Source organism: Actinomycetospora sp., assembly GCF_036497245.1.
Lineage (GTDB): Bacteria > Actinomycetota > Actinomycetes > Mycobacteriales > Pseudonocardiaceae > Actinomycetospora.
The window spans coordinates 1-20824 of the sequence record NZ_DASXJS010000246.1 but is presented as its reverse complement, the minus strand read 5'-3'; the positions used below and the strand labels follow the sequence as shown (position 1 = coordinate 20824).

At 74.9% G+C, this 20824-nt stretch carries 22 protein-coding genes; 8 read left to right on the top strand and 14 right to left on the bottom strand.

Translation table 11 applies throughout. From position 1 onward, the window contains the following. Window positions 1-56 precede the first annotated feature (56 nt). A complete protein-coding gene (locus tag VGI02_RS25815) occupies window positions 57-632 on the top strand; it encodes a VOC family protein (protein ID WP_331632353.1) in 576 nt (191 codons plus the stop codon). A 10-nt stretch (window positions 633-642) separates the two neighbouring features. On the opposite strand, the gene VGI02_RS25810 is transcribed toward VGI02_RS25815, so the two are convergent. The 6 genes from VGI02_RS25810 to VGI02_RS25785 all read right to left on the bottom strand — a co-directional run bounded on the left by VGI02_RS25810 (window position 643) and on the right by VGI02_RS25785 (window position 4903). Further along, window positions 643-1164: a L,D-transpeptidase gene (locus VGI02_RS25810; protein WP_331632351.1), complete on the bottom strand. Its 522-nt coding sequence runs from the start codon at window positions 1162-1164 to the stop codon at window positions 643-645. Between the two features lie 130 nt (window positions 1165-1294). Further along, window positions 1295-2062 (bottom strand): hypothetical protein, encoded by a 768-nt coding sequence (locus VGI02_RS25805; RefSeq protein ID WP_331632349.1) that lies wholly within the window; start codon window positions 2060-2062, stop codon window positions 1295-1297. Further along, entirely contained in the window at window positions 2059-2886 is an 828-nt protein-coding gene (locus tag VGI02_RS25800) for a cytochrome c biogenesis CcdA family protein (protein ID WP_331632347.1), read from the bottom strand. Before VGI02_RS25800 ends, VGI02_RS25805 begins: the two co-directional genes overlap by 4 nt. A 13-nt stretch (window positions 2887-2899) precedes the next feature. After that, window positions 2900-3586 (bottom strand): DsbA family protein, encoded by a 687-nt coding sequence (locus tag VGI02_RS25795; RefSeq protein WP_331632345.1) that lies wholly within the window; start codon window positions 3584-3586, stop codon window positions 2900-2902. A gap of 171 nt (window positions 3587-3757) precedes the next feature. Further along, window positions 3758-4108 (bottom strand): hypothetical protein, encoded by a 351-nt coding sequence (locus tag VGI02_RS25790; protein ID WP_331632343.1) that lies wholly within the window; start codon window positions 4106-4108, stop codon window positions 3758-3760. 348 nt (window positions 4109-4456) lie between these two features. After that, window positions 4457-4903, bottom strand: a complete 447-nt coding sequence (locus tag VGI02_RS25785; RefSeq protein ID WP_331632341.1) for a VOC family protein — start codon at window positions 4901-4903, stop codon at window positions 4457-4459. Between the two features lie 145 nt (window positions 4904-5048). Between VGI02_RS25785 and VGI02_RS25780 the strand changes: the two genes are divergently transcribed. From VGI02_RS25780 to VGI02_RS25770, 3 genes are all read left to right on the top strand, one after another. Then, window positions 5049-5438, top strand: coding sequence for a GNAT family N-acetyltransferase (locus tag VGI02_RS25780; RefSeq protein ID WP_331632339.1), 390 nt, complete (start codon window positions 5049-5051; stop codon window positions 5436-5438). Window positions 5439-5551: 113 nt separating this feature from the next. Then, window positions 5552-6148 (top strand): TetR/AcrR family transcriptional regulator, encoded by a 597-nt coding sequence (locus VGI02_RS25775; protein ID WP_331632337.1) that lies wholly within the window; start codon window positions 5552-5554, stop codon window positions 6146-6148. Between the two features lie 191 nt (window positions 6149-6339). Then, a complete protein-coding gene (locus VGI02_RS25770; protein WP_331632335.1) occupies window positions 6340-8112 on the top strand; it encodes a DHA2 family efflux MFS transporter permease subunit in 1773 nt (590 codons plus the stop codon). A gap of 6 nt (window positions 8113-8118) precedes the next feature. Here VGI02_RS25770 and VGI02_RS25765 read toward each other — a convergent pair whose 3' ends face one another. Then, entirely contained in the window at window positions 8119-8604 is a 486-nt protein-coding gene (locus tag VGI02_RS25765; RefSeq protein WP_331632333.1) for a GNAT family N-acetyltransferase, read from the bottom strand. A gap of 491 nt (window positions 8605-9095) precedes the next feature. Between VGI02_RS25765 and VGI02_RS25760 the strand changes: the two genes are divergently transcribed. Together VGI02_RS25760 and VGI02_RS25755 are read left to right on the top strand one after the other, a co-directional pair. Beyond that, complete coding sequence (locus VGI02_RS25760) at window positions 9096-10040, top strand: vitamin K epoxide reductase family protein (protein WP_331632330.1); 945 nt, start codon at window positions 9096-9098, stop codon at window positions 10038-10040. Between the two features lie 187 nt (window positions 10041-10227). Next, window positions 10228-12642 carry a heavy metal translocating P-type ATPase gene (locus VGI02_RS25755; RefSeq protein ID WP_331632328.1) on the top strand — a complete coding sequence of 805 codons (2415 nt, stop codon included), beginning with the start codon at window positions 10228-10230 and terminating at the stop codon, window positions 12640-12642. 1 nt (window position 12643) lies between these two features. Here VGI02_RS25755 and VGI02_RS25750 read toward each other — a convergent pair whose 3' ends face one another. From VGI02_RS25750 to VGI02_RS25725, 6 genes are all read right to left on the bottom strand, one after another. Then, window positions 12644-12874 (bottom strand): hypothetical protein, encoded by a 231-nt coding sequence (locus VGI02_RS25750; RefSeq protein ID WP_331632326.1) that lies wholly within the window; start codon window positions 12872-12874, stop codon window positions 12644-12646. A 77-nt stretch (window positions 12875-12951) separates the two neighbouring features. After that, the gene (locus VGI02_RS25745; RefSeq protein WP_331632323.1) at window positions 12952-13428 is read right to left on the bottom strand and encodes a nuclear transport factor 2 family protein; all 477 of its coding nucleotides are present in this window, start codon (window positions 13426-13428) and stop codon (window positions 12952-12954) included. Between the two features lie 64 nt (window positions 13429-13492). Continuing rightward, window positions 13493-14287 carry a DsbA family protein gene (locus tag VGI02_RS25740; protein ID WP_331632321.1) on the bottom strand — a complete coding sequence of 265 codons (795 nt, stop codon included), beginning with the start codon at window positions 14285-14287 and terminating at the stop codon, window positions 13493-13495. Between the two features lie 201 nt (window positions 14288-14488). Next, window positions 14489-16480, bottom strand: coding sequence for a cytochrome c oxidase assembly protein (locus VGI02_RS25735; RefSeq protein WP_331632318.1), 1992 nt, complete (start codon window positions 16478-16480; stop codon window positions 14489-14491). Further along, complete coding sequence (locus VGI02_RS25730) at window positions 16477-17298, bottom strand: hypothetical protein (protein WP_331632315.1); 822 nt, start codon at window positions 17296-17298, stop codon at window positions 16477-16479. Before VGI02_RS25730 ends, VGI02_RS25735 begins: the two co-directional genes overlap by 4 nt. Beyond that, entirely contained in the window at window positions 17288-17851 is a 564-nt protein-coding gene (locus VGI02_RS25725) for a sigma-70 family RNA polymerase sigma factor (RefSeq protein WP_331632312.1), read from the bottom strand. Before VGI02_RS25725 ends, VGI02_RS25730 begins: the two co-directional genes overlap by 11 nt. A 239-nt stretch (window positions 17852-18090) precedes the next feature. Here VGI02_RS25725 and VGI02_RS25720 point away from each other — a divergent pair, with 239 nt between their 5' ends. Continuing rightward, entirely contained in the window at window positions 18091-18867 is a 777-nt protein-coding gene (locus VGI02_RS25720; protein ID WP_331632411.1) for a DUF5134 domain-containing protein, read from the top strand. A 32-nt stretch (window positions 18868-18899) separates the two neighbouring features. Here VGI02_RS25720 and VGI02_RS25715 read toward each other — a convergent pair whose 3' ends face one another. Beyond that, on the bottom strand, window positions 18900-19697 hold the full coding sequence (locus tag VGI02_RS25715; protein ID WP_331632310.1) for a helix-turn-helix transcriptional regulator: 798 nt from the start codon (window positions 19695-19697) through the stop codon (window positions 18900-18902). 66 nt (window positions 19698-19763) lie between these two features. Here VGI02_RS25715 and VGI02_RS25710 point away from each other — a divergent pair. Then, window positions 19764-20824: zinc-binding dehydrogenase (locus tag VGI02_RS25710; protein WP_331632308.1), on the top strand; the 1061-nt coding region annotated here is incomplete at its 3' end.

Below are 20824 nucleotides of genomic sequence, written 5' to 3'. Positions count from 1 at the left end.
AGGCGACTGACGTCCGCGGGCCGACCGCCCGCGGCGATCGAGGAGGAGAACCGACGATGACCACCGAAGCGACCGTCACCCCGGAACCGACCCGGGCGGCGGACGAGCACGAGGGCGGCGACAAGTCGAGCCTGATCACCGAGGACCAGCGCCGGGCCCTCGCCGAGACCCGCGACCGCATCCGCGCCGAGTTCCTCTACTCGCGCGAGAACCGGCCGCGGTCCACCGGCCGCGGGATCCACCACTGCGCGCTCATCTGCGCCGACGTGCGCACCACGGTGGACTGGTACCAGAACATCGCGGGCTTCCCCGTGACGGTGCTCTTCGAGAACCGTGACCTCGCGGGCTCCACCCACTTCTTCTTCGACGTCGGCGCAGGCAACCACCTGGCCTTCTTCGACCTGCCCGGCGTCGAGCCCGGGCCGTACCAGGAGGTCCTCGGCGGCCTGCACCACCTGTGCATCTCGGTGTCCGAGGAACACTGGCACCAGATCAAGGACCGGCTCGACGAGCGCGGTGCCGACTACATGCTGGAGTCGGGCACCTCGATCTACTGCACCGACCCCGACGGTGCCCGCATCGAGTTCATCCACGACCCGCTGGGCCGCATGTACGGCCACGACACCATGTGAGCATCCGTCGTCAGGAGACGATCTGGACCCGGTCGCCCGGTTTGAGCGTGTCGAAGAACCGCTGCGAGGCCGACCGGGTGAGGTGGATGCAGCCGTTCGACGGGACCTTGGGGTTGTCCGCGTGGAAGGCGTAGCCGGGCTTGAAGAAGACCGAGTTCGGCATCGGCGCGTCGAACGCCTTGCTCCAGTAGTTCTTGACCTTCTTCTGGACGGTGAAGGTGCCGACCGGGGTCGTCGCGCCCGATTTCCCGCCCCGCGCGGCGAACGGTCCGCCCACGACGTGGCCCGCGCCGTCGGTGAGCCAGGCCTGGCGGCTCGAGAGGTCCATGCACGCCTTGACGGTGATGGCGCACGGCGTGCCCGCGGTCGTCGCCGGAGCGGGCGCGGTCCCGGCCGCGCCCGGAGCCGGCTGGGCCGAGGCGGATCCGAGGCTCAACGCCACCGTCGCCACGGCGACGGTGCTCGCGGCCGCGAACCGGGCGACCCAGCGGCGCGTGCGGGTGGGAACGGTGCGGTGGTCGTCAGCGGTCACGACTCATCAGCTCCTCGCCTCGGGGACCGTCGGCATCACTGATCGGCTTCCCGAGCGCGCCGGGGCTCACGCCCGCCGATTTTCGCCAAACCGCAGTGATCGGATCGTTGCGCATTCGGTGATCGACACGTCACAACGCGGCCGGTGAGCCGTGCAATTGCCGTCGCAACGCCTGGTTCCGTCTGCGGGCCAGGCGGGCCGCCGCGGCGAGGCCGAGCCCCCAGCACACGATGCCCAGCGCGAGGGTGCCGCCGCGGCCGGTCAGGCCCGCCGCGCGATCCGCGACGCCGAGCGCGGGCTCGAGTCCCAGCACGACGATCCACGGCGCGGTCACGCACACCGTCCAGCGCAACCAGGTGTGCCGCGCGGCGAGGCGGTCCCGCCACGGCAGCGGCCGGTAGGGCATGAGCACCGACAGCACACTGCCCAGGCCCAGCCAGCAGAAGACCGCGCCCACGTCGGCGAGCGAGGCACGACCGAGATCCGGCGCGCGGCTCGCGAGGGCCTGGGCGCCCAGCGTCACCGCGAGCGCGACCGGCGCGATCACCGTGGCGAGCGCGAGGTTCTTCGTCGCGAGGATGCGCGCCACGCCGCGACCCCGGGCCAGCTGGGCCGCCACCTCCTCGCCGTCGGCGCCCAGCTGGTTGGTGTTGACGACGTCGGCCATGATCCACACCACGACCGCCACACCGAGGTGCGCGGCGGCGAACATCTCCGGCCGGTTCGGGTGCCAGTGCGACCAGCCGACGTAGCCCAGCGCGAGCACGAGGTTCGCGACGAGGCCGAGCAGCCGCGTGCGACGCCTGCCGAAGGTCGCGGCCACCTCGGCGGCCACGTCGAGCGCGAAGCCGGGGACGGTCGCGAGCGCGGTGAGCGGGCTCGCCTGCCGCGCGGTCACCGGCGGGTCCCGGCCCGGCGGCGCAGCTGCCATGCCGCCACGGCGACGACCACCAGCACGGCACCTCCCAGGAGCACGACGTCGGGCACGGCCGACCCGATCCGGACCGCGGCGTCCTCACCGGCCTGCGCCACCGCCGGGTCCGCGCCCAGCAGGCCCGCGGTCCCGTCGGCGAGCAGGAACAGCAGCCCGACGCCGATGAAGAGTAGTCCGGACAACGTCGAGGTGGTGTGCAGGCGCAGCGGCCCGATCCGGTACTCACGCCCGCGCAGCCAGCGCCGCCGCCCGAGATCGAAGCGCTGCCAGAGCAGGGCGAGCACGAACAGCGGGAGGGTCATCCCGACCGCGTACACCGCGAGCAGGGCCGCGCCGCGCACCGCGGCTCCGCCGGCGGCGGCCACGGTGAGCACCGCGCCGAGGATCGGCCCGGAGCAGAACCCCGCGAGCCCGTAGGCGGCGCCGAGCCCCACCGTCGAGGCGGCGGTCCCGCGGGCCGCCATCCGTTGCTGCACCCGCGCCGCCGGGCGCAGGCTCCAGCCACCGCCGAGGATCTGCACGACGCCGAGCGCGACCACCAGCCAGCCGACGATCGCGATCAGCAGCTCGCGGTGCAGCGTCACCAGGCCCGCGAGGGCACCGGCGCCCGCGCCGAGGGGGACGAGCATCGCCGCCAGGCCGAGGCCGAACAGGGCCGTGCGGGCGACCAGCCCGGTGCGACTCGCCACCGCGTAGGCGAGGAACGAGGGCAGCAACAGGGCACTGCACGGACTGAGCAGGGCGAGCACCCCGCCGGCGAAGGCGGTGAGGTAGCCGATGTCGATCACGTCGGCGGCCCGGTCACCGGGCCCGGGCGAGGGCGGCGTCGATGGCCTGCTCGAACGTCGCCGTCGGCTGCGCCCCGAAGATCAGCTGGTCCCCCATGACGAAGCTCGGCACCCCGTTCACGCCGATCCGGGCGCCCGCGGCCTCGTCGTCGGCGACGGCCCGCGCGATCGCGGGGTCGGCGAAGTCGGCACGGAAGCGGTCGACGTCGAGGCCGAGACGCTGCGCCTGTGCGGTCAACGAGGCCTCGGTGACCGCGCCGCTGTTCTCCCGGGGCTGCTCGCGGTAGAGCACGTCGTGGAACGGCCAGAACTTCCCCTGGCGCCCGGCCGCCCGGGCCGCGCGGGCGGCCAGGACCGACTCGGGGCCGAGGTAGGCGAAGTCGTGCCACTCGACGCGGACCTGGCCGGTCGCGACGTAGTGCTGGAGCAGGGCCGGCTCGGTGCGCTCGGTGTAGAGCCGGCAGAAGGGGCACTGGAAGTCGCCCCACTCGGCGACGACGACGGGGGCGTCGACGCGGCCGAGCGCGAGCGGGTCGTCGGCCTGCCTGCGGGGAACGGCCAGCCGTGCGGCGGCGACGGGATCGCCCGGGGTCGACGCGGCCCCGGTGGGTGCCGGCCGGTCGACGAGGCTGATCACCCCGAGCACGACGAGCACCGCCACGACCAGGCCCGCGCCCAGCCAGATCCGCCCGCGAGACATGCACTCCCCGTTCGTCGTCCGGACCCCACGGCCTGCGGGTCCGCGAGGGGTTCGGCCGTCCCGGGCGCGCCGGATCGATCGGTGCGCCCGCCGGTCGCCGTCGTGGGAGGCCGCCCGTCGGCGGAGGTCGCCCGCCGTCCGGGGTCGCCCGCCGTCCGGGGTCGCGCGGTCTCAGGAGGCGATCGCGTGCGCCCCGGACTCGTCGGCCTCGGGCATGTGGTGGCGCACGACCGTCACCGCGACGTCGGTGAGGTCGCCGTCGTCGAGACCGCGCCTGCGCCGGGCGGCGTCGAGCAGCGCGGTCGTGCCGTCGAAGGGCCCGTAGGAGTCGATCGCCCCGGTCGCGGGATCGGACACCAGCACGACGTAGGCGTCGCAGGCGTCCAGGCGGTCCTCGATCGCCTCGGCCTCCTCGAGGACGGCGTCCACGAGATGGCGCAGGCCCGGCGGGGCGACCTCGGCGGGCGCGCCGCCGTCAGGTGTGTCGGAGTCGTCGTGGTGGGGCGGGCGGAAATCGTCCACGAAGATCATCCCCCTCGGATCCGGCGGCCGGGTTCCCGGCCGTGCTCCGGACGCGTCCCGACCCCGACATCGTTCGGCATCCTGACAATGACATACGGAGGGTAAGTGCTGCGCGCCGTACCGGGGGAAGGATGACGTGAACGATCACGATCGAGTCACGGAGACATCTCGACACCCTTGGTGACGCTGGTACCGGAAACGGGTGATCGGACAGCGCCGCGTGGGGTTTCACAGCATGGCCCACTGCGACTCTGGTGGTCCTGGCCACCGTGGGGAGGCACCCAGATCAGTGAGACGCGAATCACAGCCCTAGATCCGTTGACAGGCCACGCTGCGCGTTCGCCCAGGCTACGAAGCGTGCTGGGCCCACGCACGGGCGGCGTCCGCGTCCACCCGTGGGATGAGCGGGCGCTCCCCACGGACCCGGAGCTCCTGGATCGCCCAGGTGTTGCCGTCCGGGTCGGCGAAGCCGAAGAACGTGCCGCCGTCGCGCGGGTCGAGGACCTGCGGGTCGCTGACCGGCACGCCGCGCCCAGCGAGCTCCGCGTGTGCCGCGCCGGCGTCGGCGACGCAGAGCTGCAGTCCCCGCATCGAGCCCGGCGCCATCTCGTTCTGGGCGGGCAGGGTCCCGACCACGATCGACGCGCCGGAGCCGCGGGGGGTCAGCTGGGCGACGTCCATGTGCTCGTTCGTGGTGCGGTGGTCGAGGGTGAAGCCGACCTGGTCGCGATAGAAGGCGACCGCGCGGTCGAGATCGCTGACGGGCAGGACGACGACTTCCAGGGTCCAGTCCACGGGGTGCTCCTCGGGTCGGTGGGGTGGCGACATCTCCGCGTCGATCGGGAGCGTCGCGCTTCGACTCGCTGATCTGTGACGGCGGTCACAGTAGTCGGGATAATCGGCTGGTCGCAGGACCGGCGCCCGGCGCACGCTGCGCCCCATGAGCACACCGGTGCGGCCCGCGATCACCTTGCGCCGCCTCGATCGCGGCGACGCCGACGACGTCGCCGCGGTCGTCGCCGCCGCCGTCGCCGGAGCGCTGCCGTGGGAGGTGATGCCGCCGGACGCCGCGCCCGACCCCGAGGACTGGACGCTCGCCCGCGAGCGTGCCTACGCGCGGTTCCTCCGGGCACGCCCGGCGGACGAGGCGTCGTGGCTCGTCGTCGAGGGCGTCGCGGGCGGTGGGGTGGTCATCGGGGTCGCCCGGCTGGCCGGACGCGGAGCCGCGAACCTCGAGGCCGGGGTGTGGCTCGCGCGGACGGCGCGCGGGCGGGGCGTCGGGATGACGGTGCTCGGCGAGGTGGCGGTGCGGGGCCGGACGGCCGGGTAGCGGCTGTCGCCGGGGACGGTGCGGTACAGCGACTCACCCTCGGGGTCGACGCGGGCCGTGCTGGTGCGGGACCGATCGGTCCGCTACGCTGGTCGTCGAGGAGGTGGAACGCCATGGCACGCACGCCCGCACCGGGCACCCGGGAGCGCATCCTCGGTGTCGCGTCCCGGCTGTTCTACGACCACGGGGTCCGCGCCGTCGGGATGAACCGGATCATCACCGAGGCCGGGACCGGGAAGAACCTGCTCTACCAGCACTTCCCCGCCAAGTCCGACCTGGTGGCCGCGTACCTCGAGCGTGCCCGGGAGCGCCGGGCCGAGTCCGCGCGGCGGGTCCTCGAGGCCGCGGGGGACGACCCGGGCGAGCAGCTCGTGGCGCTGATCGCGGAGGTGGCGGCCACGGTGCGCCGCCCCGGTTTCCGCGGGTGCGCCTTCCGCAACTACCTCGCGGAGTTCCCCGAGGACGACGCCCTCGACGGCGACGAGGCGCCCGCAGGCGTCGCGCACGCCCAGCTCGCCGAGACCCGGGCCGCGATTGCGGAGCGGGTCGGGCGCCTCGGCGTCGAGGACCCCGACCGGCTGGTCGAGCAGCTCTGGCTGCTGGTCGACGGGCTCTACCTCCAGGCGGCCTACCGGGACCGCCTCGACGACCGTCTCGATCCGGCCGCCGACGCCGCGGTCGACCTCGCCCGCCGCCTCGTCGGCGCCTGACCCGCTCCGCCCGCCGCCACTCGCCCGCACCCGCATCGATTCGCCCGCCCCGATCCGCCCGCCCTGATCCGGAACGAACGACTCGTTCGTGCACATAGAAGCCACGAACGAGTCGTTCGTTCGGGGGTGGGGCGACCGAGGGACCGATCGGTCCGCCTCCCGAAGGCCCTGCTCTCAGAAAGGGATCGGCCATGAGCACCGCCCGCCCCGGCGCCGTCCTGCTCGTCACCTCGGCCGCGGCGTTCCTGTCGAGCCTCGACCTGTTCATCGTCAACATCGCGTTCCCCGACATCCGCGCGAACTTCCCGGGCACCGACCTCGGCGAGATGTCGTGGATCCTCAACGGCTACACCGTGGTGTTCGCGGCGTTCCTCGCGCTCGCCGGCCGGCTCGCGGACCGCTTCGGCCACAAGCAGGTCTTCCTCGCCGGGCTCGCGGTGTTCACCCTCGCCTCGGCCGCCTGCGCCGCCGCGCCCGGCGTCTGGTTGCTGGTCGCGGCGCGGGCGATCCAGGCGGTCGGCGCCGCGCTGGTCATGCCGACGTCGCTGTCGTTGCTCCTCGCGGCCTACCCCGCCGAACGGCGCACGCGGGCCGTTGGGGCGTGGGCGTCGATCGGGGCGGTCGCCGCGGCCCTCGGCCCGCCGCTGGGCGGCCTGCTCGTCGAACTGTCCTGGCACTGGGTGTTCCTGGTGAACGTGCCCGTCGGCGTCGTCGCGTTCGTCGCCGGCCGGCGCGTGCTGCGCGACCCCGAGGTCGCCCGCACCGGCATGCCCGACCTGCTGGGCGCGCTCGGCATCGTCGTCGGCGTCGGGGCGCTCGCCTTCGCCCTGGTCCGCACGCCCGACTCCGGTTGGGGCGGGCCGGAGGTGCTCGCCGGGTTCGCGGTCGCCGTCGTCGGGCTCGTGCTGGTCGTGCTCCGCTCGCGCCGCCACCCGGTCCCGGCGCTCGATCTCGCGGTGCTGCGCGTCCCGGTCGTCGCCCTCGCGGCGCTCGTCATGGTCGCGTTCACCACCGGCTTCGCCGGGATGCTCGTCGTCAACGTCCTCTACATGACCGGTACGTGGGGCTGGTCGCCGCAGGCCGCGGGACTCGGCCTCGCCGCGGGGCCGCTCGTCGTCGTGGTGGTGTCGCGGCTGGCCGGGCACCTGTCCGGGCGGTTCGGGATCGGGCCGGTCGCCTTCGTCGGCACGCTCGCGTTCGCGGCGGGCCCCGTGTGGTGGCTGCTGAACCTGGGCGTCACCCCGGACTACCTCGGCGGGATGCTGCCGGGCCAGTTGCTGACGGGGCTCGGCGTCGGGCTGATCCTCCCGACGCTGTCCTCGGTGGTCGGGTCTGCGCTGCCGGCGCCCCGGTGGGGGTCGGGCTCGTCGCTGATCAACACCGCGCGCCAGGTGGGCTCGGTGCTGGGAGTGGCGCTGCTGGTGTCGGTGATCGGCGCGCACACCACCGGCCTGCCGTCGGAGTTCGGGTCGGTCCGCGCCGGGTGGGGGCTGCTCGCCGGGGCGGCCCTCGTGGCGGCGGTGCTGGCGCTGGGGCTGTCGGTGGTCGAGCGCCGTCGGGTGGTGCCGGCCCTCGGGGCGGCGACGGTCGTGGTCGGCGGGCAGGACGGCGTTCGGGCGGATGACGGCGACGGCGTCCGGACCGGTGCCGCGGAGGTTCCGGCGGTCGTCGATTCGCGGTCCGCGGTCGTGCGCGGGGTGGTCCGCGACGGGAGCGGGCTCGCCGTCCCCGGCGCGGTCGCGACCATGATCGACGCGGCCGGGGCCCAGCTCGCCCGCGCCGGCACCGATGCCGGGGGCGGCTTCACGGCCAGGCTGGACCCGGCGCGCGTGGGGCCGGGCGAGCACGTGATCGTGCTGGTCAGCGCACCGGAGCACCATCCCCGCGTCGACCGGGTGCCGCTCGACGGCGGCCTCGCGCTCGATCTCGCCCTCGTCCGGCGGGACGCGGCGGCCGTGGCGTGAGACCGCTCAGAGGATCAATCGCATGCGGGACTCCATGACCTCGGGGTCCCCTGGGAGCGGTTGGCGCTCGCCGGTGGCCTCGAAGCCGAGGCGCTCGTAGAGCCCGAGGGCGCGGTCGTTGCCGTCGACCACCCACAGCGCGAGCGTCTGCGCGCCCTCGCGGCGGGCCCAGGCCATCAGCGCGGCGACGAGCAGATCCGACAGCCCGCGCCCACGGAAGGCCGGTTCGACCCACATTCCCACCAGATGGCGCCCGGCCTCGTCCTGCGGCTCGGGGATCCCGCAGGCGAGGCCCACCGCCTCACCGTCGGCCCGGACGAGGAACCAGGCGTTCGTCGTGACCCGGCGCAGCCACTCGGCGTCGTCGAGGGCCTCCTCCTGCTCACGGAAGGCGGCGAAGGCGCCGGGCGCGTCGGTGAGCGCGCGGAGGCGGACGTCACGGGCCTCGTCCCGGTTCTCCGCGTCGGCCCGGACCACCTCGACGTCGGCCACGCGGGTGAGGGTGCCATCGGTGAGGTGGCGGGCGTCGTCCAGGGGCGGGGGATCCAGCGGTGGCGCATCGCTGACATCAGGACCTCTGGACGGGGCCTCGCGCACATCGACGGTGCGTGATCGAGGTGGATCCGACCGTGGCCATGGGTCAGCGGGCTGCCCGTCGACCCGAACGTGTCGCCATGATCGCGATCCGGGTGGCGAAGTGCTCGCTCAGCGAGCACTTCGTCACCCAGATGTCGATCACGCCGGAAGGAGCCGGGACCGACACGGGATGAGGCCGTTCAGCGGGCCCGGTCCGATGACCTCGACGAGCGGGCCGGGTCGCGGGTGCGCCGTCGGGGGATGGAACGCGGGTCGTTGACACTCCCGGACGGGCGACGCGTCACGATGGAGGGGAACGCGTCACGGCCGGGAACCGGCCGCGGCCCGGCGGCGACGTGCACGAGGACCGGGGACACGTCGCGCGCGACGGTGAGGAGACGACGAGCATGGCCGAGCACGGCAAGGGAGCGGGCGGGCGACACGCGGCGCCCGGGGACGCCCGGCCCGGAGCCGAGGCCGGGCCCGGCACGAGTGCGACCGCCACGGTCGGTGCCGGCGAGGCGGCTGCCGCTCCCACCGCGCCGATCGCGAGTGTCGTCGGCCCACCGCCGATGCCGGGTACCGCAGGCGCCGGCCAGCACGGAGCCGGAGCCGGACCAGCCGGGACCGATCAGCGGACCACCGGACAGGCCGCCCAGGCCCCCGCGACCCCCACCGCGACTCCCGCCGTCGGGACACCGGAACCGACCGCGACCACGTCCGTCGTCGGGACTCCCGAGCGGGATGACCCCGACGACGCGGACCTCGCCGCCCCGGTGCGCGGCACCGGATGGGTGCTGCTCGTCGGCGGCCTCGTCGGGGCCGTCGTCGCGCTGGTCCTGCTCATCGAGAAGCTCGACCTGCTGGCCAACCCGGACTACATCCCGAGCTGCTCGATCGACCCGGTGCTCTCCTGCGGGACGATCATGAAAACGGCACAGGCGTCGGTGCTCGGGTTCCCGAACCCGGTGATCGGCCTGCTGACGTTCCCGGTGGTCGCGGCGTGCGGGGCGCTCGTCGTCTCGGGGGCCGAGCTGCCGCGGTGGGTGTGGTGGGCGCTGCAGATCGGCTCGTTCGCCGGTGTGCTGTTCATCCACTGGCTGATCGTGCAGAGCCTGGTCACCATCCACGCGCTGTGCCCGTACTGCATGGTCGCGTGGGTCGCGGTGCTCGCGATCTTCTGGTTCACGACGGTGCACAACCTGCGCGAGGGCAACCTCGGTGGTGAGCCCGCGGGCGAGGGCCTGGTCCGTCGTCACGGGTGGGGTCTCGCGGCCTGGTACGTGCTGATCGTCGTGGCGATCGTCGCGTCGTTCCCGGCCTACTTCGGCGCGATGGTCGGCCTGGGATGACCACCGCGCGCTGAGAGCTCCTACGGGACCTCTGCTCTGATCGGGCCAGCGCGACGACCGCTCGTCGGCCGCGTGGCACCGGTCGACGGGTGGGCGGAGGGCGGTCCTCAGCTCCGACGGATGGGGTCGGCGCCGCTGCCTACCGTCGGCCCGCCCCGGACCCCCGTCTCCCCAGGAGCACGCGCCGATGACGGCCACCTCGTCCCTGTCGTCCCCGCCGGCCGCCCGTATCACCGAGCTCGCCGTGACCGGCATGACGTGCGGCGCGTGCACGTCGCGGATCGAGCGGCGTCTCGGGAAGCTCGAGGGCGTCACCGCGGAGGTGAACCTCGCGACCGGCCGCGCGCGCGTCTCCCACGACGGCGACCCCGACGCGATCGTCCGCGTCGTCGAGAAGCTCGGCTTCGGGGCGTCGGTGGTGACGACGGGTGGAGCGGCGTCGGTCACGAGCACGGCCCCCGCCGTTCCGACCGGCTCCCCTCGTGCCGAGGTGCCCGCCCCGCGCCTCCCGCGCGAGGGGAAGCTCCGGACGCTGGAGGCGCCCGAGGGTTCCCCTCGCGCAGAAGCCGCCCAGTCCGAGCCGCAGCCCGACGACGACCCCGAGGTCGCCGACCTGCGGCACCGCGCCCTGGTGTGCCTCACGCTGAGCCTGCCGGTCATCGCCGTCGCGATGAACGCGGCCTGGCAGTTCCGGTACTGGCAGTGGTTCTCGCTGGTGCTGGCGGTACCGGTCGTCTTCTGGGGCGGGTGGCGGTTCCACCAGGCGGCGTGGCGCCACCTGCGGCACCGGTCGCTGACGATGGACACGCTCGTCTCGGTCGGGGTGCTCTCGGCGGTCGGCTGGTCGGTCGGGACGCTGTTCTTCGGCGAAGCGGGGCTCGGCGGGGTCCGGCACAGCTTCTCGCTGATCCCCGCGCCCGACGTCTGGGGCGGCACCCGCACGATCTACCTCGAGGCGGCGGTCGCGATCGTCACCGCCGTCCTGGTCGGGCGCTGGATCGAGCTGCGGGGCCGACGGAAGGCGATGGCCGCGGGCGGGGCGGGCGTTGACGAGCGGGCGACGCCCGACGCGGTCCTGCTCGTCGCCGACCGCGCGCTGCGCGTGCCGGTGGAGAACGTGGCGGTGGGCGACCACGTCCTCGTCGGCGACGGTGACACGGTGCCGGTGGACGGCGTGGTCACCGACGGCGCCGCCACCCTCGACGTCGCCGCCATGACCGGCGAGTCCGTACCCGTCGACGCCGCTGCCGGCACCCGCGTGCTCGCCGGGACGCGCTGCGCCACGGGACGGCTCGTGGTCCGCGCGACGGGCGTCGGCGCCGACACCCAGTGGGCCCGCCTGACCCGGCGGGTGCAGGACGCCCAGCTCGGCAAGGCCTCGGTCCAGCGCCTCGCGGACAAGATCGCCGGGCGCTTCGTGCCGGTCGTGCTCGTGCTCGCCTCCTACACCTTCGGCTTCTGGTGGTTCGCCGACGCCGACGCGGGCTTCGCGATCGCGGCCGCGATGGCCGTGCTCGTCGTGGCCTGCCCGTGCGCGCTGGGCCTCGCGACCCCGACGGCCCTCGCCGTGGCGGCGGGTCGTGGACGCAAGCTCGGGATCCTGCTGCGCGGTCCGCAGGTGCTGGAGACCACGAAGAAGGTCGACACCGTGGTGCTCGACAAGACCGGGACGGTGACGACGGGCCGGATGGGCCTGCGGTCGGTGACGGTCGGCGAGGGTGTCGACGACGAGGCGGTCTGGCGCCGGGTGCTCGCGCTGGAGACCGACGTGGACCACCCGGTGGCGCGGGCGCTCGTCGAAGCCGGGCGGGACACGCGGCCCGGGCACGCCGACGGCGTCGAGGTGGTCGACGGGCTCGGTGTCCGCGGCACCGTCGACGGGGCCGCGGTCGTCGTCGGACGCCGGCGTCTCGTCGAGGACGAGGGCGTCGAGCTCCCGCCCGACCTCGACCGCGCCCACCGTGACGCCGAGGCCGCGGGCGCCACCGCCGTCGTCCTGGCCTGGACCGACGGCGACGGCCGGCTCGAGGCGCGCGCCGTGCTCGCCGTCGCCGACACCCTCCGGCCGACCTCCGCCGAGGCGGTCGCCCGGATGCGGACGATGGGCCTGCGCCCGGTGCTGCTGACCGGCGACAACACCGCCGCGGCGCACGCGGTGGCCGCCGAGGTCGGGATCGCCGCCGAGGACGTCGTCGCCGAGGTGCTGCCCACCGAGAAGGCCGACGTCATCGACCGGCTGCGCGGCGAGGGCAAGGTCGTCGCGATGGTCGGCGACGGTGTCAACGACGCGGCCGCCCTGGCCCGCGCGGACCTCGGTCTGGCGATGGGCGGCGGGTCCGCGCTGGCCGTCGACGCCGGCGACCTGACCCTGGTCGGGGACGACCTGCGCGGGGTCACCGACGCCCTGCGCCTCGCGCGGCGCACGCTCTCGACGATCCGGGGGAACCTCTTCTGGGCGTTCGTCTACAACGTCGCGGCGCTGCCGTTGGCCGCGTTCGGGCTGCTGAACCCGATGATCGCGGGCGCCGTCATGGGCGTCTCGAGCATCTTCGTCGTCGGCAACAGCCTGCGGTTGCGGCGGTTCCAGCCGCAGTCGGGGTAGATCAGTCCTGGGCGTCGCGCAGCGCCAGCACGACGCGCATGACCCGCTCGACGGCCGCGTCGAACAGGGCGCCCCGGAGCTCGCCGCGGTCGGCCAGGTTCTGCGCCGCGAACTCGAGCATCCGTTCGGGCCCCACGCGGCGGACCAGCAGCGCCGCGATCTCCTCCAGATCGAGGCCGGGGTGGTCCAGGAGCGTCAGGGCGAACTCGACGATCAGCTCCTCGTCCCGCACGGCGATCCCCCCTCGGGGACCAGGCTAGTCCGCCGAGGGCCCGGAACACGATCGTCGCGCGGACTGGGGGGAGATCGTCACGTCGCGGCCTGGGACGGGTGCGGGCGCGGGACCGGGCAGGTCATCGGGTAGCCCCGGCCCTCGTAGTCGAAGCCGTCGAGGGCGAGCTCGGGGCGGTCCGGGTCGACGGGGGAGGCGTAGTACGCGCGGATCTCGCTGATCAGGCCCGAGACGCGGTCGAAGACGTACCACTCGTCGCCGCGCAGGAGCGTGCCGCCCGCGGTCTTGAAGTGGCTCCACTCGATGACGGCCTGGGCGCTCTCCGGGTCGGTGAGGACCCGGTCGATGGTCCAGGCGGAGCCGAGCGTCGCGACCCGGTGCGCCCAGTTCGCGGCGATGGTGTCGGCGCCGCGCCAGGCCCCGCCGTACATCCCCGGCGGGAAGTAGTGCACGGCGTCCGGGGTGAAGCAGGCGACCATGCCCGCGACGTCGGCGTCGTTGCACCCGTCGAAGTAGCGACGGATCAGCGACTCCATGTGCTCGGCGGTGAGCATCGTGTGGCACTCCTCGGGTCGGGCCCTGGAGAGTCTCCTGGCCCGGCCGCCGCCGCGCGAGGGGTCAGGGCGTGGTGGGCACCAGCTTGTCGAGGCGCGTGTCCCCGGGCTGGAGCAGCGCGCCGTCGAGGACGAGGGTCGGGGTGCCGAAGCCGCTCGAGCCCTGGCGCACCAGCTTCGGGTCGTTGGCGGCCTGCCCGAAGTTCGTCGAGATGTCCTTGGCGTGGGCCCCGCTGCGCACGCAGGGCTCGAAGCCCGGCCCCGCCCCGAGGCGCTTGCCGAGGTCGACGATCTGGTCGGCCGTCCAGCCGGCGCCGCCCTCCTCGGGCTGCGCGGTGTAGAGGCTGACGTGCAGGTCGGGGAAGATCCCGTTCTCGGCTCCGCACATCATCGCGTTGCCGCCCAGCGTCGAGTAGCCCTGCGGGGCCGATCGCTGGTCGAGCATGTTGAGCAGGTGGTAGCGGATGCGCATGGTGCCGTCCGCCGCCGCCTTCGCCAGCCGCGCGCCGCCGCGGGACTCGAGGGCCTGGCAGGCGGGGCACAACGCGTCCTCGTAGACGTCGAGGGTGTGCGGCGGCGCCTTCTTGCTGCTCCCCTTCTTCGCGGCCTTGCCGTCCGGTCCCACGGTGACGACGCCCCCGTCGACCTTGGCCGGGAACTGGACCGCGGCGCGGGTGATCGGGATCGGGCCTGCGGTGGAGGACCCGCCGCCGGCGGCGTCTGCGTCGTCTCCCTTGCTGAACAGGGTGCTGCCGATGACGACCGCGAGCACACCGACGACGAGGATTCCGACGATCAGGGGTGTGCGGGACCCGATGCTCAGGTTGCGGCTCTGCTTCACCGCTGAGCGCTTGCCCATGGGTGCCTCCCCGACGTCGGTGGTGACTCGTCCGGTTCAACGCGTCGGGACGGTGGACGGGAGCGTGTCCTGCGGGGTGCGGTCGCCGCGTGTCGCCCAGCGGCGGGTCGGTGAGCTGTCCGGCCCCGGAAGGGTGACCAGCGGCGATCCGTGCCGCGGCCCGGTGGACCGCTGCTCAGTAGCCGGGACCCGGACCCCGGCTCAGGGCCGGCGGCGGGCCAGGTCGGCGAGCATCGCGTTGTAGGCGGCGAGATCCGCGTCGCCGTCCCGGTCGGCGTGGCGGTCGTGACGGGCGCCCTCGCGGCCGTCGTGACGTGACCACTGCACGAGCAGGGCGATGACCACCACGAGCAGCGGCACCTCGCCCGCGGACCACGCGATCCCGCCGCCGAGGCTCTGGTCGGCGAGCAGGTCCGGGACCCACGGCAGCGCGAGGTCGCCGAAGAAGCGGTCCCCGATCACGGTGTCCGCGCCGAGCAGGGCGACGCCGAAGAACGCGTGGAAGGGCATCGACGCGAGCAGCAGCGCCAGGCGCGCCACGTGCGGCAACGGCCACGGTGACCGGTCCACCCCGATGATCAGCCAGAAGAACACGTAGCCGGTGACCACGAAATGGAGGTACATCAGCTGGTGCGCCCAGTGGTACGGCAGTGCCGCGGCGAAGATCGGCGAGAAGTACAGCGCGTAGAACGACCCGACGAACACGACGAGCGCGACCACCGGGTGGGTCAGCAGCCGCGACACCGGTGAGCCGATCAGCGAGAGCAACCATGCGCGGGGGCCGTCCAGGGCGGGAGCCCCGTCGTCGCCCGAGCGGGACGGCGGGAGCGCGCGCAGCGCGAGCGTGACCGGGCCGCCGAGCACCAGCAGGATCGGCACGAGCATCGAGAGCAGCATGTGGCTGCCCATGTGCACGCTGAACATCGCCATCGCGTACTCGCCGAAGCCGCTCGTCGTGGTCCATGCGAGCAGCACGCACCCGGCGAGCCACGCGGACGTCCGCCCCGGTGGCCAGGCGTCGCCGCGGGCGCGCAGGCGCAGCACGCCCGCCACGTAGGCCCCGGCGAGCAGCAGGCACGCCAGGTCGGCCAGCACGTTCACCCGGCCGGGACCGAGCAGCCCGAGCACGCTCGGCGGCCCGGGCAGGTCGAACCCGATGAGCGTCTCCTGCGCCGTCGCCGAGCGCAGCAGCCCGGGGGGCAGGCCGCTCGCCGTGAGGCCCGCGACGACCGCCGTGAGACCGAGCGCGGTGAGGGTCCATCCCGGGGGCAGGCGGGGGACCACGAGCGGCAGGGCGGCGACCAGCACCAGCACCAGCGCCGCGGCGGCGAGCCCGCCGTAGAGGGTCAGCCACCCGTCGCGGACCAGCCAGGCGTCGACGGTCGCGAGCCCGGCGAGCGCGACCGGCGCGGCGACCCGGGTGACCCGCCGCGCCCGTCGCGCGACGACGTCCTCGTCGGGACGACCCAGCGCCCGGTGGCGGTCGACCGCCACGGCCGTACCCAGCCAGGCGGCGAGCGCGACGGCGGCCAGGACCGCGGCGTCGGTGGCGATGTCGTGCCCGCCCCCGACGCTCGCGACGTGCCCCGTGGCGACCGGCGCGATGACGGCGAGCAGCGCCGGGGCCAGTGCCCCCACCGCCGTGCGCCAGGAGAACGTCATCCGGCACATCACGGCGACGACGGCGGCCGCGACCGCTGCGACGAGGAAGCCCGCGGGCTCCTCGAGGGCGCCGACCGAGGCGAGGAACGCGTCGGGGGTGCTCAGCACCCGGGTGTCGCCGCCGGTGCCGACGACGACGGTGAGCGGCACGGCGGCCGACGCGGCGAGCGCCCACAGCGCGGCCGCCGTTCCCGCGCGGCGCACCGCGGCGTATGCGTCGGCGGACAGCGCCCGGGCCCGGGAGCGCCCGGGCAGGACGACCGTCGCGGCGACCAGGCTCCCGAGGGTCAGGCCCGCGGCGAGCACCACGACCGCCCGCAGCAGGGGGACCGCGATGCGCAGCCCCTCCGGGGGCGCGCTGACCCCCAGGGCGCGGTAGGGCACGTCGCCCCAGGCCCCGACGACGAGCACCACCGCGACGACGGCGACGGCGGTCGCGACGAGTCCGACCGCGAGGCGCACCGCCGGGCGGGGCGGCCGGGCCGGGCCGGGAGGAGCGGGGCGTTCGGCCGGGGGCGCGGCGGTGCTCATGCAGCGTCTCGGCGCGGGGGACGGTCGTGGGCGACGGGGCCCAGGTTGTCGCGCCGCGCGGGGGCCGGCGCCGGAGGCGTGCGGGCGAGCCCGGGGCGATCTCCGGGGCCCGTGGCGGACGGGGCGGGGCTCGGCGTGCGGGCGGGGCCGCTGCGCACGACCAGGACGGAGAGCGCGAAGCCCACGAGCAGCAGCGCGTGCGTCGCGACGCGATCGGGCTCCACCCGGCCGGCCGCGAGGTCGAGACCGGAGAGGACACCGAGCACGACGATGAACGCGCCGAGCACCGGGAGCAGCCCGGCGAGGTGGCGGGTCCAGGAGGCGCCCGCGAGGAAGGCCGCCCCGAGCGCCAGGTTCCAGGCGGCGGTCTCGTGGCTCATGTGCGCCATGTCCGCGCCGCCGAGCATCGCCACGCCACCGCCGTGCCCGGCGGTTCCGGCCAGGGAGAGCACCCCCAGCACGATCTGGGCCACCCCGACCGCCACGAGCGCCACCCGCACCCCGAGCCGCAGGCGCCGCGGCCGCGGTGCCGCGGGCAGCACGCGGGCGATCAGGTCGGGGCCCGCCTCGGCGGGACCGGTGCGGGTCAGGCGGGTGACGACGGCGGCCTGCTCCCGCCAGCGGGTGCAGGGCGCGCAGGTCTCGAGGTGGGCGAGCACGGCCGGGCGGCAGGCGGGATCGCCTTCACCGTCGAGCTCCGCCGAGAGCTCCTCGCGGCAGACGGCGCAGTCCATGGACCCCATGGTGGGCAGGTCGCGTGCGGGGGCGCGGGAGTTCCCGCCGTCTGCGCGCCACCGCCGGTCCGCGTCAGGGCTCACGGCTCACCACCTCGGGCGTCTCGGTGCCCGCGTCCAGGGCCTCGACGAGGTCGGCCCGGGCGCGGGCGACCCGGGAGCGGACGGTGCCGATCGGGCAGCCCGCGACGAGTGCCGCCTCGGCGTACCCGAGACCCAGCATCTGGGTGAGGACGAAGGCCTCGCGCCGTTCGGTGGGCAGCGCGTCCACGGCCAGGCGCAGCGCGATCCCCTCCGCGACGTCCCCGGGCCGGGCGGTGACCAGCGGCTGGTCGCCGTCGTGGATCGGGGCGGGGTCGACGGGGCGGCGGGCGCGACGGCGCAGGTGGTCCGCGGCCACGCGGCGCGCGATGGCCAGCAACCACGTGCGCGCCGGGGCGTCGGCGCGGAACCGGCGCAGCGAGCCGAAGGCGCGCTCGTAGGTCTCCTGGGCCAGGTCGGCGGCGGCCCCGTGATCGGCGAGGTGGACCAGCAACCGCCACACCTGCTGCTGGGTGAGCTCCACGAACCGTGCCGCGGCCGCCCGGTCACCGTCGCGCGCGGCCAGCGCGGCGTCGGTGATGACGGCGTCGTCCATCGCCTGCCGAACCTCCGGTCCCGGGGCCGCCGAGGAGACGACGACCCGTCGCCGACAGTCTCCCCGCCGACGGCGGGCCGGGACGACACCACCCGGGTGCTCGTCGTCACGGGGTTCCCTCCGGTTCCCGAACATGAGAGAAAAGCGGGAACACCTCAGGTCGTACGGGTTCGTGGGGTGGACCTCGTACGGTCGGCGGCGGCTCTAGCGCTCCCCGACGCTCCCTGGAGGCCTTGACCATGGTCGACGGCTGGTTCGGCATGGCGGTCGCGACCGTCTTCGTGCTGACGACCGCCCTGTGTGCGGTCTCGCTGGCCGCGCACGGTCCACGTCGTGGGCACCGGATCGCGGCGGCGGAGGCGAACCACGTCGTCATGGGCGTGGCGATGGTCCTCATGGCGACGCCCGTCACGGCGGGCCTGGTCCCGCCGGTGGCCGGGGCGGTCGTCTTCGGCGTCGCGGCGGCCGGCTGGCTGGCGGTGCTGGTGACGGCGCGGGTGCGCTCCGAGCCCCTGGGGTCGGTCATCGGGCTCGACCGGTGCACCGCGCACCCCACGCACCTGCTGCTGGTCGACGCGGCGATGATCGTGATGTACCTGGCCATGGCCCCGGCCGCGGCGTCGTCCGGCGCGGAGTCGATGCCGGGCATGCCGGGGATGGACATGTCCGGGATGCCGATGTCGGGCGGGGAGCACGCGGGCCACACCGCGACCTCGCCGACGCTGCTCGTCCTCGCGGCCCTGCTCGCGCTCTACCTGGTGGTCCACGCGGTCGTGACGATCGTGGTCGTCACCCGGCGGGCCCGTGGTGCGGCGCCGGAGGCGGGTGCCGCACCCGCCGTCGGGACGACGGAGCCGGGTGACGCCGGTACGGGAGCAGACGCCTCGCCGGGCGGGGTGGCCGTGGCCGCTCCGGCGGTCCCGCGCGCGGTGGGGGTCCTCGCGCACGGCCCCGTGCAGCTCATCGGCCAGGCCGGCATGAGCCTCGCGATGGCCGCGATGCTGTTCCTGCTGTAGGTGGCCTCCGGCCTTGTGAGCACTTTCCGGTGCTATGACCCCCGAAAGTGCTCACAAGGCCGCAGGCCACCTGGCGCTCCGTAGACCACCAGCGTGAGATCCGGGCGCTCCGCGGGATGCAGCACGGTGTGGGTGAGCGTGACCTCGCCGAGGCGGGGGTGACGGACCCGTTTGCGCCCCGAGCGGTCGTCGCGGACGTCCTGGCGTGACCACCAGGCGGCGGCTTCCGCGGACTCCCGGAGGAGGGTCTCGACGACGGCGGTGACCCGGGCGTCGTCGGGATGGCGGACGGTGGCCGCGCGCAGGCGGGCGAGCACGCCGCGGGCGACCTCCTCACGGTCCACGAGGACCTCGTCGGCGCGCGGGTCGGTGAACGCCCAGAGCGCGACGTTGCCCGCCGTGCCGGCCATCCCGGTGAACAGTTCCCGCGCTGCGTCGTTGATCGCGAGTACGTCGAAGCTCGCCGCCGTGACGTAGGCGGGCCGCCCGCCGACCGCGTCGACGAGGTCCGCGAGCCCCGGATCGACCCGCTCGGGGCCCGGCGCGGGCGCGGCCGGAGCCAGCCCGCCGAGGCGTAGCAGGTGGTCGCGCTCGTCGTCGGTGAGCGAGAGCGCGCCGGCGAGCGCGTCGAGGACTTGGGCGGACGGGCGGACGTCGCGGCCCTGCTCGAGGAACGTGTACCAGCTCGTGCTCACCCCGGAGATCAGTGCGAGCTCCTCGCGGCGCAGCCCGGGCGTGCGGCGTCGCCCGCCGGGCGGCAGCCCGACGTCGGAGGGGGAGATTCGTTCGCGACGGCTGCGCAGGAACGCGCCCAGCTCGACGGTCGTCACGAGTACTACCAATACCAGGATGAGCGCCCACTGGATACCAGGCTGTGCGCGCCGAAACTGGACCGCATGCGTGCATGGACACTCGAACGCCCCGGCGACGGCCTGCGACTCTCCGAGCTCGACGAACCCCAGGTCCGGCCCGGCGGCGTGCTGCTGGAGATCCTCGCGGCACACGTCCCCGCCTACACCCACGTCGTCGCGGCCAGGCCGCGCGGCCGCGTCCCCACGCCGCTCGTGCTCGGGGCGGGCGGCGTCGGGAGGGTGCTCGCCGTCGCCGACGACGTCCTGGGCCTCGCGCCCGGCGACGTCGTCGCCCACACCGTGCTGCTCTCCTCGGGGGACGTCGCCGACCCGCAGGAGTTCCTCGTCGGGTGGACCGGCATCGGCGGGCGGGGCGAGGTCACCCCGACGGTGACCGCGATGCAGGACCGCTGGCGCGACGGGACGTTCGCCGAGCGGGTCGTGGCGCCGAAGGAGACGCTCGTCCGGCTGCCCGGAGCGGAGACGTGGGCCCCGGAACGGCTCGCGCTGCTGGGCTGGTTCGCGATCGCCGCCGAGGGGCTGGCGTGGCCGGGGATGGCGGCGGGCGACGCGATCGCCGTCCTCGGCGCCACCGGAGGGCTCGGGGGCGCGGGGGTGCGGCTCGCGCTGGCCGGCGGAGCGTCCCGGGTCGTTGCGGTGGGTCGCAACGAGACCGCGCTCGCCCGCCTCGCCGCGCTCGACCCCCGGGTGCGGACCGTCCCCCTGACCGATCGCGAGGGCACCGCTGCTGCGATCACCGAGGCGGGCGAGGTCGACGTCGTGCTCGACGCGCTCGGCGCCGTCGGGTCCCCGGACCCCACGCTTGCGGGCTACGACGCCTTGCGCCCCGGCGGGACGATGGTGCTGATCGGCGGGGTGCGCGAGGACCTCGGGCTGCCCTACGGCGACCTCATGCGACGCAGGCTCACCCTGCGCGGGTCGTGGATGTTCTCCCACCGGACGGCGCTGCGGGTCTGGCGCACGGTGCAGGCCGGGGTGCTCGACCTGGACACGATCCCGGTCCGCACCGTCGGACTCGACGACCCCGCCGGGGCGCTCGCGCTCGCCGCGGAGACCGGCGGCGACGGGTTCGTCGTGCTGGTGCC

Bases quoted from the DNA above. Each gene is read 5' to 3' on its own strand.
- VGI02_RS25815 (WP_331632353.1), top strand. From the start codon at position 57: ATGACCACCGAAGCGACCGTCACCCCGGAACCGACCCGGGCGGCGGAC.
- VGI02_RS25795 (WP_331632345.1), bottom strand. From the start codon at position 3,586: ATGTCTCGCGGGCGGATCTGGCTGGGCGCGGGCCTGGTCGTGGCGGTG.
- VGI02_RS25780 (WP_331632339.1), top strand. From the start codon at position 5,049: ATGAGCACACCGGTGCGGCCCGCGATCACCTTGCGCCGCCTCGATCGC.
- VGI02_RS25775 (WP_331632337.1), top strand. From the start codon at position 5,552: ATGGCACGCACGCCCGCACCGGGCACCCGGGAGCGCATCCTCGGTGTC.
- VGI02_RS25770 (WP_331632335.1), top strand. From the start codon at position 6,340: ATGAGCACCGCCCGCCCCGGCGCCGTCCTGCTCGTCACCTCGGCCGCG.
- VGI02_RS25760 (WP_331632330.1), top strand. From the start codon at position 9,096: ATGGCCGAGCACGGCAAGGGAGCGGGCGGGCGACACGCGGCGCCCGGG.
- VGI02_RS25755 (WP_331632328.1), top strand. From the start codon at position 10,228: ATGACGGCCACCTCGTCCCTGTCGTCCCCGCCGGCCGCCCGTATCACC.
- VGI02_RS25745 (WP_331632323.1), bottom strand. From the start codon at position 13,428: ATGCTCACCGCCGAGCACATGGAGTCGCTGATCCGTCGCTACTTCGAC.
- VGI02_RS25740 (WP_331632321.1), bottom strand. From the start codon at position 14,287: ATGGGCAAGCGCTCAGCGGTGAAGCAGAGCCGCAACCTGAGCATCGGG.
- VGI02_RS25735 (WP_331632318.1), bottom strand. From the start codon at position 16,480: ATGAGCACCGCCGCGCCCCCGGCCGAACGCCCCGCTCCTCCCGGCCCG.
- VGI02_RS25725 (WP_331632312.1), bottom strand. From the start codon at position 17,851: ATGGACGACGCCGTCATCACCGACGCCGCGCTGGCCGCGCGCGACGGT.
- VGI02_RS25720 (WP_331632411.1), top strand. From the start codon at position 18,091: ATGGTCGACGGCTGGTTCGGCATGGCGGTCGCGACCGTCTTCGTGCTG.